Source organism: Streptococcus suis (genome assembly GCF_017601095.1).
In the GTDB taxonomy this organism is placed as follows: Bacteria; Bacillota; Bacilli; order Lactobacillales; family Streptococcaceae; genus Streptococcus; species Streptococcus suis_Z.
In genome coordinates this window covers 60,893-73,191 of sequence record NZ_JAGFUX010000007.1, presented here as the reverse complement: position 1 = coordinate 73,191, position 12,299 = coordinate 60,893, and the positions used below count along the sequence as shown (strand labels likewise).

The 12,299-nt window shown below is 44.4% G+C and carries 12 protein-coding genes, 1 tRNA gene and 1 other RNA gene; 4 read left to right on the top strand and 10 right to left on the bottom strand.

Going from position 1 to position 12,299, the window contains the following annotated elements; genetic code table 11:
* The first annotated feature begins 39 nt into the window (after nucleotides 1–39).
* The 3 genes from J5566_RS07230 to J5566_RS07220 are packed head-to-tail and all read left to right on the top strand — an operon-like array spanning nucleotide 40 to nucleotide 1,900.
* Nucleotides 40–414: a GntR family transcriptional regulator gene (locus J5566_RS07230; protein ID WP_208562704.1), complete on the top strand. Its 375-nt coding sequence runs from the start codon at nucleotides 40–42 to the stop codon at nucleotides 412–414.
* On the top strand, nucleotides 407–1,117 hold the full coding sequence (locus tag J5566_RS07225; RefSeq protein WP_208562703.1) for an ABC transporter ATP-binding protein: 711 nt from the start codon (nucleotides 407–409) through the stop codon (nucleotides 1,115–1,117). The genes J5566_RS07230 and J5566_RS07225 overlap by 8 nt, the downstream gene beginning before the upstream one ends.
* Nucleotides 1,118–1,132: 15 nt before the next feature.
* Entirely contained in the window at nucleotides 1,133–1,900 is a 768-nt protein-coding gene (locus J5566_RS07220; RefSeq protein WP_208562702.1) for an ABC transporter permease, read from the top strand.
* Nucleotides 1,901–1,941: 41 nt separating this feature from the next.
* On the opposite strand, the gene add is transcribed toward J5566_RS07220, so the two are convergent.
* The 3 genes from add to ssrA all read right to left on the bottom strand — a co-directional run bounded on the left by add (nucleotide 1,942) and on the right by ssrA (nucleotide 3,514).
* On the bottom strand, nucleotides 1,942–2,958 hold the full coding sequence (gene add, locus J5566_RS07215) for an adenosine deaminase (protein ID WP_208562701.1): 1,017 nt from the start codon (nucleotides 2,956–2,958) through the stop codon (nucleotides 1,942–1,944).
* Nucleotides 2,959–3,076: 118 nt separating this feature from the next.
* Nucleotides 3,077–3,164 (bottom strand) — tRNA-Ser (locus J5566_RS07210).
* 2 nt (nucleotides 3,165–3,166) lie between these two features.
* Nucleotides 3,167–3,514, bottom strand: a transfer-messenger RNA (tmRNA) gene (ssrA, locus tag J5566_RS07205).
* A 106-nt stretch (nucleotides 3,515–3,620) separates the two neighbouring features.
* Here ssrA and J5566_RS07200 point away from each other — a divergent pair.
* On the top strand, nucleotides 3,621–4,214 hold the full coding sequence (locus tag J5566_RS07200) for a TVP38/TMEM64 family protein (RefSeq protein ID WP_208562700.1): 594 nt from the start codon (nucleotides 3,621–3,623) through the stop codon (nucleotides 4,212–4,214).
* 28 nt (nucleotides 4,215–4,242) lie between these two features.
* Here the strand turns inward: J5566_RS07200 and J5566_RS07195 are convergent, their stop codons facing one another.
* From J5566_RS07195 to J5566_RS07165, 7 genes are read right to left on the bottom strand one after another with little or no spacing between them, the layout of a single operon-like run.
* Nucleotides 4,243–5,514: a transglutaminase domain-containing protein gene (locus J5566_RS07195; protein ID WP_208562699.1), complete on the bottom strand. Its 1,272-nt coding sequence runs from the start codon at nucleotides 5,512–5,514 to the stop codon at nucleotides 4,243–4,245.
* A 37-nt stretch (nucleotides 5,515–5,551) separates the two neighbouring features.
* Nucleotides 5,552–6,427, bottom strand: coding sequence for an N-carbamoylputrescine amidase (gene aguB, locus J5566_RS07190; RefSeq protein WP_208562698.1), 876 nt, complete (start codon nucleotides 6,425–6,427; stop codon nucleotides 5,552–5,554).
* Nucleotides 6,424–7,527: an agmatine deiminase gene (aguA, locus tag J5566_RS07185; RefSeq protein WP_208562697.1), complete on the bottom strand. Its 1,104-nt coding sequence runs from the start codon at nucleotides 7,525–7,527 to the stop codon at nucleotides 6,424–6,426. The genes aguB and aguA overlap by 4 nt, the downstream gene beginning before the upstream one ends.
* Nucleotides 7,524–8,651, bottom strand: coding sequence for a carboxynorspermidine decarboxylase (gene nspC / locus J5566_RS07180; protein WP_208562696.1), 1,128 nt, complete (start codon nucleotides 8,649–8,651; stop codon nucleotides 7,524–7,526). Before nspC ends, aguA begins: the two co-directional genes overlap by 4 nt.
* Nucleotides 8,652–9,911: a saccharopine dehydrogenase family protein gene (locus tag J5566_RS07175; RefSeq protein WP_208562695.1), complete on the bottom strand. Its 1,260-nt coding sequence runs from the start codon at nucleotides 9,909–9,911 to the stop codon at nucleotides 8,652–8,654.
* Nucleotides 9,911–10,768, bottom strand: coding sequence for a polyamine aminopropyltransferase (speE, locus tag J5566_RS07170; protein WP_208562694.1), 858 nt, complete (start codon nucleotides 10,766–10,768; stop codon nucleotides 9,911–9,913). The genes J5566_RS07175 and speE overlap by 1 nt, the downstream gene beginning before the upstream one ends.
* A 2-nt stretch (nucleotides 10,769–10,770) precedes the next feature.
* Complete coding sequence (locus tag J5566_RS07165) at nucleotides 10,771–12,219, bottom strand: aminotransferase class I/II-fold pyridoxal phosphate-dependent enzyme (protein ID WP_208562693.1); 1,449 nt, start codon at nucleotides 12,217–12,219, stop codon at nucleotides 10,771–10,773.
* Nucleotides 12,220–12,299: the final 80 nt, after the last annotated feature.

Genomic DNA, 12,299 nt, shown 5'->3' with positions numbered 1-12,299 from the left:
CAAAGATACAGTTAAGCAATCGCTTAGAAAGGATACCGTATGGCCTGGAAATTCGACAATAACGTCCCCATATACATTCAAATAACCAATACCATAAAACTACAGATTGTTACCAACCAACTCAAACCTGGCGATAAGTTACCGACAGTCCGTGACTTGGCAGAAACTGCTGGTGTCAATCCCAATACTGTACAGCGGGCCTTGTCCGATTTAGAAAGCGAGGGCTTCGTTTACTCTGTTCGTACAACTGGACGTTTTGTAACTGACAATCTTGAATTGATCCAAGAAACCCGTCAAGCCTTAGCCCAAACAGAACTGGAAAACTTTGTAACCAACATGGTTGATTTGGGCTTTGGTCAAGACCAATTGGTGCAGCAGTTGGACGACTATTTGAAAGGAGATGTAAATGAATAACACAAACCTTACACTTTTGGAATTTCAACAAGTTTCCAAATCTTACGGTGGCCTTGTCGCTCTGAACAATGTAAACTTCAAACTTTCAGCTGGAAAAATCATCGGACTCTTGGGTCCAAACGGTTCTGGTAAGACGACACTAATCAAGCTCTTGAACGGCTTATTACAGCCTGAGTATGGACAAATCTTGATAAATGGCCGCACCCCTTCTCCTGAGACCAAGGCCATGGTGTCCTATCTCCCAGATACGACCTACTTGGACGAAAATATGAAGGTCATCGAAGCAGTCGAATTGTTCAAAGATTTTTATGCAGATTTTGACCAAGCACGTGCCCTTCATCTTTTAGAAGATTTGCAGATTAACCTAGCCAGTCGTATGAAGCACCTCTCCAAAGGAAATAAGGAAAAGGTGCAACTCATTTTGGTCATGAGTCGTCAGGCACAACTTTATGTCTTGGACGAACCAATCGGCGGAGTCGATCCTGCGGCGCGAGATTACATTTTGAAAACAATTGTATCAAATTATTCTCCGACTGCTTCTGTCATTATCTCTACACACTTGATTTCGGATATCGAAGCTATCTTAGATGAAGTCATTTTCTTGCAGAATGGTAGTATTGTCCGCCAAGGAAATGTTGATGACCTCCGAATTGATTCAGGTCAATCTATCGATGAACTCTTCCGTTCAGATTTCAAGGCTTAGTGGAAAGGAAAAGATATGTTTGCTAAACTGTTAAAATATGAATTTAAATCCGTCGGAAAATGGTACCTGGCTCTATACGCCCTGGTCTTAGCCATTGCCATTGTCGTTGGCTTCTGGCTACGTTCCAATGTCATCCGTGCAGAAACAAGTGAAATCAGTAATGCAGAAGCAACCCTTTTGGGCTTTGTCATGTTTGCCTTTGCTGCCATCCTCATTACCATCGGAATTTCGACACTCTTTTTGATTGTCAATCGCTTCCGCCACAACATATATGGTCGCCAGGGCTACCTTACCATGACCCTGCCTGTTTCAGCCCATCATTTGATTTTGTCAAAATTGGTTGCAGCCCTCTTATGGAGCTTGTTAGCAGCTATCGTTGCAATCTTGAGCCTCTTGGTTGCCTTCAGTATTTCAGGGATTGATGAGTTTCTAGGTACGTATACAGTTGTAACTGAATTAACAGATATTCCAAGTATTCTACAATATGGCTTTGCCCAATTTATTTCTACTGTTAACTCTGTTCTACTCATCTACTTTTCTATCTCCATCGGTCAATTGTTTAAAGACTACCGCACCTTGATGGCCTTCATAGCCTACTTCTCCATTTCATCCATCGTAGGCATCATCAGTTCCCTCTTCTACCTCTCAGAATTAGAAACACTCTACGGAACTAGCTTGTCTATCTTGCCTAATCCAATCCTTACATTCATCTCCATCTTACTAGCTTTCGGCTATTATTTTGGAACCCACTATATTATGAGTAAGAAACTCAATTTACAGTAAGAAAAAAGCTCCACGACCACTTGGTCAAAGAGCTTCTTTCTTTACTTTGATTGATAATTCGCTTCCAGTTGCTTGCGCAAAACTTCTTTTTCTTCAACAGAAGCAAAGGAAGCCTCAATTGCATTACGATTAAACTGGTAAAAATCGTCCTTACTGGTCTGAAAATACTCTTGAAAAAGGCTATACTCTCTTGTCAAGGTTGTATTGGATACCGTACGATTATCTGTGTTAATTGTAATTGCAGCTCCTGCCTGATAAAGAGCTGGATAGGGAAATTCAGCTAGGCTGGCAACAGCCTTGGTTTGGAGGTTACTCGTCAGACACATCTCAATGGTTGTACCTGCTGCAAGAACTTGGTTGATGACCTCTGGACTTTTTCCAAGTGCTGTTCCGTGACCAATACGTTTGATACCCAATTGCACAGCATAAGCGACATTGGCAGAACAACCACATTCGCCAGCATGAAAGGTCATAGGCAAGCCTAAAGCCTGGCAGTCTTTTATGGCCTTCTCCATCTGCTGGGTCGGGAAATCCACCTCATTTCCGGCAAAATCAAATCCAACCAGTCCAGAATCAGCAAGGGAAAACACATCTTCAAAGACAGCTTGGTTCAACTCCTCTGGGGATTGTTTCAAACCACAGACCAAGGCTTTGGCGAGTATGCCAAACTCCTCTTGAGCAGCTTTTAATCCTGCTAGCACTGCTTGAACAACTTGACCAGCTGACAGCCCTCGATCCATGGATAATTCCGGTGCAAAACGAACTTCCAGATAGATAACACCATCTTGCGCAGCTTGTCGGGCAACATCATAGGCTGCAAGCGACAAGGCTTCTCTGGTTTGAAGTAGGGGCCTCACAAATGAAAAGACTTTTAGATAGTCATTCAAACTCTCCACGCTTTTAGGTGCTTGTAAATATTTTTGCAATTCCTGATCGGACTGAGGCAAGTCAATCTTGGCAAGTCCTGCCAATTGACGAACCACCTCAAGCGACAGGGACCCGTCAAGATGGCAATGGAGTTCAACTTTTGCGAGTTGCTTCAATTCTTCTATGTGCACTGGAAACCTCCTAAAACGATATTGTTCCTATCTTAGCACAATTCATTTATATTTCAAGAAAAATTTGAAAAAAGAACATAAAAAAAGAACAATGCCGAACATTGTCCCTTCTAACATACGGAAGACATGGGATTCGAACCCACGCACGCTGTTACACGCCTACCGCGTTTCCAACACGGCCTCTTGAGCCTCTTGAGTAATCTTCCATATATGGAGCTGGTGGGAGTCGAACCCACGTCCAAACACCTGCTAACTTATTCGTCTACAACCATAGGTTATGTCTTGCTTTAACTTGAACTCGATACATAACTCAAACCTAGACCAAGCGAGTCAGTAAATCTCTTTTGGAACTGCCTGACTCAATCCCAACGTAGCTTGTTATTTTAAGACCAATCAGCAAACACAAGCAATTCGTGACTGGTCACGCAGGCAGGTTATTAAGCTGCTAATGCGTAAGTGTTTGTATTTTTTGCAGTTATATTTAACTGGCATTTTTACATCTGCCGATGAGTTGCAGAACAAGCCTCATAATGCCTGTCGAATCCGTAACAACCCCGAGGTTGAATACGGAGATTATTATAGCAAAGTATCAAACAAAATGCAAGACTTTTTTAGAGATTATTAGTATTTGGAAATTAAAAGAAAAATGGTAAAATAGTATTATGTATAGATTTTGGCAGAAAACCATTCAGGTACTCAGCATTTTAACCCTGATTGCATCCTTCTTCTTAATAATTTGGCTTTACCGCATCGGAATTTTAAACAATCAGAATGTTCTGACCGACACAATCAAAAGTCAAGGTGCATTTGGCAGCCTGTCCTTTTTGGGCATTCAAGTTTTTCAAGTTGTCTTTCCAATTATTCCTGGAGGGGTGACAACGGTTGTCGGTTTTTTGGTCTTCAATTTTTGGTGGGGCTTTTTCCTGAACTATGTTGGTATCTCAATCGGCAGCATCCTCCTCTTCGCCTTAGCGAGAAGATATGGAAAAAAATTCTGCCTGCTTTTTATGAATGAAGAAACCTTTGATAAATATGAAAGTAAGATTGACAATAAACGAGGTTACGAAGTCTTTTTTATCGCTTGCATGTTGTCACCGATTTCTCCAGCCGATATTGTCGTGATGATTACTGGTTTAACTTCCATGTCTTATCGGAAATTCATTCTGATCACCCTCTTGTGCCGTCCAATTTCAATCATTGCATATAGCTACTTTTGGATATACGGCAGCCAATGGTTACAAAATCTTTTTGGATAAACAAAAAAGGAACGCTCAGTTCCTTTTTTTATTGCTTGGTGAGTTGAATACTATAAACATAAGGGTCATTAGAATAACCAATGGATGAACTGCCAAATTCATCAAAATAAAGGGCACTAATCTGTGAATCCGACTGGGCTACATCCTGTAAGACCTGGTCAAATAGGGATTTATCAGCAAACTGTAAGCTAATTGAATCTTGTCCTGCAGCAAGCGATTGGCGCAAGCGCTCTACGACCTTGCTCATATCTTGACCCTCCATGTAAGTTCCATCCAAAGAATGTTGGTTCAAGGAATTGTCATCATAAGTTGGATAGGTCAAATTGGGATCGTTTTTAGAAGAAATTTCCATCTGATAAGCTTCCAACAAGCGCGAAACTGGACGGTGACTTCTCTCCAAAATCGTTGCTGGAATACACAGATAATCATAGTTGATTGCAGGTAGATTCTCAGTCTGATCAGTTGACATGTAGGCAGGATCTCCCCAAGTGGTATCTACTCCATAGTAGTTTCCATCAATCTTAACCAAATTCCATGCATGATAGGTATTGGCAAGCTCAAATTCAGGTCCCAATTCCAAAAATCCAGTGACATAGATGGATTCAATGCCTGCTAATTGACATAAAAATTGAAAGGTTCGGCTGTAACCACCACAGACTGACAGCCCTTTTAGCAAGACGGAGTCTATGGCTTGGTTTTGAAAAGAAAGAGTGTCATCTGTCAAAGCTGCATGATTATACTCCGTATGGAGAATAACATAATCATAGATTGCCTTAACCTTGTCAAATTCGTTGGTTTGTGGTAGTTGGCTGACAATATTTTTTCCCATTTCCAACATGGTAAAATAGGCTTCAATTTGCTGGTCTGTCAAATTTGGAGTTTGGTTTTCCATGGCGTAGGCACCCGCTCCAAACCAATAAAATTCAGGGAAATCATTAGACAAGGAATGGTGGACACGGTAGATTGAAATATCCGACAAGCTCGGCATTTCATAATAATCCGTAGTTGTAACGGCTGCTCGAGAATTAAGGTAGAGCGTCATATAAGCTTCTTCTTCCTTCACATTATTCAAGGAAGAAAAGTAAAACTTATCTGCCAATTCTTCTCTAAGTGCTGGAAATTGCTTCTCCAACTCTGCCTGTTTAGCCTGCTTTTCAGCTTTTAGCTTGGTCAAGCTTTCTTGCAGTTTCAAAGCCGTTTCCATATTTTGAAAGGCTACTGAACCAGTGACTCCTAAATAAAGGCCGACTCCAACTGCTAACAAGACCAAGACTAGTACAATTCGCCGTAAACTTTTCATGTCACACCTTCCAACAAAATCTCTTACTATTCTACCATTATTTTGTTATTTTGTGGTACATGTGTGGTCTACGATCTCTGAATAGTCCCCAGTCCAAGCGCTCACGCGCACCCTTGTCCAAATCATACGTGGCAAGCAAGACAGCTTCCTCTTCACGACCTGCTTTCTCAATCAATTCACCTGTTTCATCTGTCAAGAAAGAGGAACCATAAAAACGCAGGCTAGAAGATTGGCCGCCATTTTCAACGGAAGATTGTACTACTTCCAAGCCAATCCGATTGGCCGCAATGACCGGGGTAATATTGGCTGCCGCATGACCCTGCATAGTCCGCTGCCAATGACCTTGGCTATCCGCATCCAAAATGGGCTCCGAACCAATAGCTGTTGGGTAAAAGAGCAATTCTGCCCCATTCAGAGCTAGACATCTAGCAGTTTCTGGAAACCATTGGTCCCAACAGATGCCAATGCCAAACTTGGCATAACGTGTTTCCCAGACCTTGAAACCAGTGTTGCCCGGTGTGAAGTAAAACTTCTCCTGATAATAATGGTCGTCAGGGATATGGGTCTTACGGTAAACTCCCAAAACACTACCATCCGCATCAATAACCGCAATGGAATTGTAGAGACTATTGCCGTCTTTTTCATAAAAGGAAATAGGCAAGACCACCTGTAACTCCTTGGCGATAGGAATAAAATGCTGAACAGCATCGTTTTCCTCTACAGACTTGGCATAGTTGTAATAGTCATACTGGCGTTCTTGACAAAAATAAGGACGCTCAAAGAGTTCGGGTAGGAGGATAATCTGCGCTCCCTGACCAGCAGCCTGTCTGACCAAACGCTCTGCGGTAGCCAGATTTTCCCAAAGGTCCTGACTACACTGCATCTGAACAGCTGCTACAGTAACATTTCTCATTTGTTTTCCTTTCTAAATCGGGGTATTTGCTGGGTGATACAGTGTATATTCCCACCTCCAAGTAGGATGTCACGGGCTGGTATGCCGACGACTTTTCTGGTAGGAAAAAGCTGCGCGAGAAGCTCAAGTGCCTGTGCATCATGCTCATCAGCAAACTGAGGCACCAAGACAGCACCGTTGCTGACGTAAAAATTCACATAGGAAGCCGCCAAGCGTTCGCCTGCTGTTCGTTTTTCTTCCCCCTCTTCATAGACATAGCCTGGCAAATCCTCTTCTGTCACCAAAATGGGATTTTGGGGAATTGGCAGTTTATGGACGATTAACTTTCTGCCCTTGGCATCAACCTCTTTTTCCAAATAGTCCAAATCAGCCTTGGACATGGCATATTGGGGGTCTGCCTCATCATCCGTCCAGGCCAAGACCAGCTCAGCTGGACCAACAAAGGCCGCAACATTGTCGACATGCTCATTGGTTTCATCATTGAAAATTCCGTATGGAAGCCAGAGAACCTTTTCAGCACCTAGACTATCTAGAAGCACTTGCTCGATCTGATCCTTGGTCAAATGAGGATTACGGCCTGGACTGAGTAAACAAGATTCCGTCACCAAGATGGTCCCCTCCCCATCGCTATGGATTGCTCCTCCTTCTAGGACAAAGGGCTGGGCATCATGGACTGGCAGACCGATGGCCTGACTAAAGCGACTAGCCACCTGATTATCTGCCTCATAATCCTGATAAAGACCATCATAGCTTCCGCCCCATGCGTTAAAAGCCCAATCGACAGACAAAGCTCTGCCATTTTCATGGACCAAAACCGTCGGACCTGTATCACGCGCCCAAGCATCATTTGTTGGAATATCTAGGTAAGTGATGCCATCACCTAGCATAGACTGTGCCTCCTCTCGGTGAGCCTCATCGACCAAGAGATAGACCTGCTCGCTTTCAGCAATGGTTTTAATGACCTGGCTAAAGGCTTTTTTTGCCCCCTGACCATCAAAGGGCCAGGATCCTGGGCGAGTCGGCCACACCATAAGGGTACCATGATGGGGCTCATACTCAGCAGGCATGCGGTAGCCAGCAGCTTTTGGACTTTCTATCATGACAACCTCCCCTTGAAATCTTCATATCCAAATTCCTTGATAATACGGCAGTCACCAGACTTGTCCATGAGGGCCAGACTTGGCAGACCGATGCCGTTGAAGGTATTATTTTTAACAAAAGAATAGATTGCCATGTCCTCAAAATAGAGTTTGTCACCAATCTCCACAGGCTTTTCAAAGGAATAATCGCCGATGATGTCCCCCGTCAGACAGGTATTGGAAGACAGTCTGTAAGTATGGGACTTTTCACCAGCCTCAAAGCCATGGCGAAGCGGTGGGCGATAGGGCATTTCCAAGACATCCGGCATATGACAGGTAGCCGAAGCATCCAGCACTAATGTTTCAATACCATTTTCAACGATGTCTAAGACCTCCGTCACCAGATAGCCTGCATTGAGAGCAATGGCTTCTCCTGGCTCGATGTAGACTTCCAGCCCATATTTTTCCTGCATGTACTGGATAGAAGAAATCAGCAAGTCCAGATCATAGTCTTCTCTGGTCACATGATGGCCTCCGCCCATATTGAGCCATTTGACTTTGTGAAGATAGGGACCGAATTTATCCTCAACAGCATCCAAGGTCGTTTTCAAATCATCTGAATTTTGCTCGCAGAGTGTATGGAAATGCAGACCATCCACCAAGTCCAGCAGGTTTTCTGAAAACTGGTCAATGCGAACACCAAAACGAGAACCCGCTGCACAAGGGTCATAGAGTGCATGTTCACCTTGGGTGGAACATTCTGGATTGATCCGCAGGCCGACACTAACCCCAGCTGCTCGGCATTTGTCAACGTGCTTGCGGAGTTGGCGCTCTGAGTTAAAGACGATATGGTCTGCAATTTCCAAAATCTCCTCCAAATCCGCATCCTTGAAGGCTGGAGCAAAGACATGGACTTCGCCCCCAAATTCCTCACGACCCAGCTTGGCTTCATAGAGACCTGATGCGGTGGTTCCAGCAAGGTATTGACTAATTAGTGGATAGGTGGCATACATGGAAAAGGCTTTTTGGGCCAAAAGTACCTTACAGCCTGTGCGGTCTGGGATAGACTTGAGAATTTCTAAATTGTTAACCAGCCTTGCTTCGTCAATGACATAGGCTGGCGTTGGGACTTGATCAATTCTCATCTAGTCCACCAAAACTGGATTTTCTACTACCTGCCAAGGTAGACCATACTGGTTAAGCAGGTCCATAAATGGATCTGGATCCAATTCTTCCAAGTTGTAAACCCCTGGTTTTTTCCAGGTACCATCCATAACCAGCTTGGTTCCAATCATAGCTGGCACACCAGTTGTGTAGGAAATAGCCTGTGAACCAACTTCCTTGTAGCACTCTTGGTGGTCACAAACATTGTAGATGTAGATGGTTTTCTCTACACCGTCTTTGACCCCTGTGAAAATACAACCAATATTGGTTTTCCCAACAGTACGAGGACCTAGGCTAGCTGGGTCTGGCAATAATGCTTTGAGGAATTGGATAGGCACTACTTCTTGTCCATTAAAGTTGATTGGATCCGTACGCAAGAGGCCAACATTTTCCAAACACTTCATGTGGGTCAAGTAAGACTGACCAAAGGTCATGAAGAATCGAATGCGTTTGACACCTGGAATATTCTTAGCAAGCGACTCGATTTCTTCGTGGTGGAGGAGGTACATATCCTTCTGACCCACTTCTGGGAAGTCATATTCTCGCTTGATAGACATAGCTTCAACTTCCACCCATTTGCCATTTTCCCAGTAGGAGCCTGGGGCTGAAACTTCACGCAAGTTGATTTCAGGGTTAAAGTTGGTCGCAAATGGATAGCCGTGGTCTCCACCGTTACAGTCTAGGATGTCGATGTAATGAATTTCATCGAAATAATGTTTCAATGCGTAGGCTGAGAATACGCTAGTCACACCTGGATCAAAACCGGATCCCAATAGTGCTGTCAGCCCTGCTTTTTCAAAACGCTCCTTATAAGCCCACTGCCATGAGTAGTCAAAGTAAGCCGTAAAGCCTTCTTCTGCACAGCGTTTTTCGTAGATAGCCCGCCATTCTGGGTCTTCGGTGTCCTCACACTCGTAGTTGGCGGTGTCGATGTAGTCCACTCCTGTCGCCAAGCAAGCATCCATGATGGTCAAGTCTTGATATGGAAGGGCCACGTTCAAAACAGCTTTAGGCTGGTAGCTTTCAATCAAGGCAATCACTTCTTCTAACTTGTCTGCATCCACTTGGGCAGTTTCGATTTTTACAGACGTTTTAGCTTCCAAGACTGCCTTCAAATCATCACATTTGGACTTGGTCCGGCTGGCAATCATGACCTCCTTGAAGGTATCTTCCGCCTGGCAAACCTTGCTGATGGCAACTTGGGCAACTCCGCCACAACCAATCACTAATAAACGACTCATTATTTTTTCTCCTCTTCTTCTAAAATATCTTCGACATAACGGGGCAAGAGAAATGCTCCAATATGCAAATTTGCGGTATAGTATTCTGTGAAAAGCTGACGCGCCTTCCATTTTTCCTTATCATAATCTTCAATGGGATGGTATTTTTTAGAGGCAAAGCCAAATAACCAATAGCCCGCCGCAGATGTCGGAATGTGGGCCTGATAAACACGGCTGATTGGGAAGGACTGGGTCGCCTTTCTGTGCATGGAACGAAAAGCAGACTCATCTTCGTCATAGAATGGTGAACCATGTTGGTAAACCATGATGCCATCTTCCTTCAAAGCTCGGTAGGCATTACCATAAAATTCCTTGGTAAAGAGCCCTTCCGTGTGTCCAAATGGATCTGTCGCATCATTGATGATGATGTCGTATTCGTTTTCACAGTTGCGCAAGAAACGCAGACCATCTTGTAAATAAACCTCGACCCGCTCATCTTCTAAACCCGATGCATAGTCTGGGAAATATTCCCGACAGACCTCAACCAAGAGTTCATCTGGCTCTACAACGTCAATACGTTCAATTTCAGGATACATACTGAGAACTTGGGCAACGCCACCATCTCCCCCACCCAGAATCAAGATTTTCTTGGGATTGGGATGGACGGCCATGGGCACATGGACAGCCATTTCGTTGTAAACAAAATCATCTGCATCTGAAAAGAGAACCCGACCGTTAAGTGTCAAAATCTTTCCAAAGGCTGGTGAATCCAGTACAGCAATGTCCTGAAATTCACTCTTGCCAGCATAGAGCTGCTGGCTGGTCCGAATGGATAACTTGACATCTGGCGTTTGGACTTCTGAAAACCACATTTCCATCTTTAACCCTCCTTAATGACATTGATAAAATTAACATCTGGATCTTCTGTACCTTGGACGGAGCAACCGCGCTCCTTGGCAAAGATGATGTAGTCAACAATTTCCTGAGTCACTCGTTCACCTGGAGCCAAGAGCGGAATACCAGGCGGGTAGCACATAACAAATTCTCCGCAGACCTGACCAACTGCTTCTTGCAGGGAACGGCTTTCCCGCTCCGCATAAAAGGCTTCCTGCGGTGACAAAACCAGCTGCGGCTGGATGTATTCTCCCGAAATCAAATCCGAACCATCTCGTGAGTAGAGACGCTTGATGTCAGCCAGAGCCCCCACCAGCCGCTCGATATCCTGCAGGCGGTCACCGATTGAAATATAGGCCAAGATATTGCCAATGTCGCCAAATTCAATCTGGATGTCATACTCATCCCGCAACAAATCATAGACTTCAATCCCCGTCAGACCAATGCCCTGCGTATAGATGGAGAGCTTGGTTACATCAAAATCATGCACCGTTTTGCCATCAATCAATTCCTTAGAATAGGCATAGTAACCACCGATGGCATTGATTTCACGGCGAGCATACTCAGACATTTCAATGACCTTTTCAAAAGATTCTTTGCCACGAAGGGCCAGATTTCTCCGTGAAATATCCAAACTAGCCAGCAAGAGATAGGAAGCGGATGTCGACTGGGTCAGATTGATAATCTGGCGGACATACTCCACATTCATATCAGGACCGACTAAGAGGAGCGAGCTCTGGGTCAGACTGCCACCTGATTTGTGCATAGAAACAGCTGCCATATCAGCCCCCACATCCATAGCCGCCTCTGGCAATTGGTCCGAAAAATGCAAATGCGCACCATGAGCCTCATCGACTAAGACTTTCATGCCCGCTGCGTGAGCTTTCTCAGTCAAGGTACGCAGGTCTGAGCAGATTCCATAGTAGGTCGGATTGTTGATCAAGACAGCAACCGCATCAGGATGCTCAGAAATAGCCCGTTCAAAGGCATCATTTTCCAAGGCAAGAGCAATACCAATCCGTGGCTCCACACTCATATCCACATAGACTGGTATAGCTCCGCATAGGACCAAAGCATTGAGGGCAGATTTGTGTACATTTCGAGGGAGGATGATTTTATCGCCCGCCTTACAGGTTGCCAAAATCATAGTCTGGACGGAAGATGTGGTTCCTCCAACCATGAGAAAGGCATGGCTGGCGCCAAAGGCTTCCGCTGCCAATTCCTCAGCCTCTCGAATAATGGACACAGGATGCCCCAGATTATCCAAAGGTTTCATAGAATTAACATCAATACTAACACATTTCTCTCCTAACAGTTCAACCAACTCTGGATTTCCACGGCCCCTTTTGTGTCCTGGGACATCAAAAGGAACAATCCGTTTTCGGCGTAACTGTACCAATCCCTGATAAATAGGGGCTTGGTGTTGATTTTTCATATTGAAAAACTCCTTTGCTTGATGGACTCCTGCACTTTTTTAAAAAAGTAAAAAGAGCAGGGTTCATCCTGCTCTACAAT

What these genes read in the sequence shown, in the direction of transcription:
- J5566_RS07220 (WP_208562702.1), top strand. Translation starts at nt 1,133, where the DNA reads ATGTTTGCTAAACTGTTAAAATATGAATTTAAATCCGTCGGAAAATGG.
- nspC (WP_208562696.1), bottom strand. Translation starts at nt 8,651, where the DNA reads ATGAGAATTGATCAAGTCCCAACGCCAGCCTATGTCATTGACGAAGCA.
- J5566_RS07165 (WP_208562693.1), bottom strand. Translation starts at nt 12,219, where the DNA reads ATGAAAAATCAACACCAAGCCCCTATTTATCAGGGATTGGTACAGTTA.
- J5566_RS07200 (WP_208562700.1), top strand. Translation starts at nt 3,621, where the DNA reads ATGTATAGATTTTGGCAGAAAACCATTCAGGTACTCAGCATTTTAACC.
- J5566_RS07225 (WP_208562703.1), top strand. Translation starts at nt 407, where the DNA reads ATGAATAACACAAACCTTACACTTTTGGAATTTCAACAAGTTTCCAAA.
- aguA (WP_208562697.1), bottom strand. Translation starts at nt 7,527, where the DNA reads ATGATAGAAAGTCCAAAAGCTGCTGGCTACCGCATGCCTGCTGAGTAT.
- J5566_RS07195 (WP_208562699.1), bottom strand. Translation starts at nt 5,514, where the DNA reads ATGAAAAGTTTACGGCGAATTGTACTAGTCTTGGTCTTGTTAGCAGTT.
- J5566_RS07230 (WP_208562704.1), top strand. Translation starts at nt 40, where the DNA reads ATGGCCTGGAAATTCGACAATAACGTCCCCATATACATTCAAATAACC.
- speE (WP_208562694.1), bottom strand. Translation starts at nt 10,768, where the DNA reads ATGGAAATGTGGTTTTCAGAAGTCCAAACGCCAGATGTCAAGTTATCC.
- J5566_RS07175 (WP_208562695.1), bottom strand. Translation starts at nt 9,911, where the DNA reads ATGAGTCGTTTATTAGTGATTGGTTGTGGCGGAGTTGCCCAAGTTGCC.
- aguB (WP_208562698.1), bottom strand. Translation starts at nt 6,427, where the DNA reads ATGAGAAATGTTACTGTAGCAGCTGTTCAGATGCAGTGTAGTCAGGAC.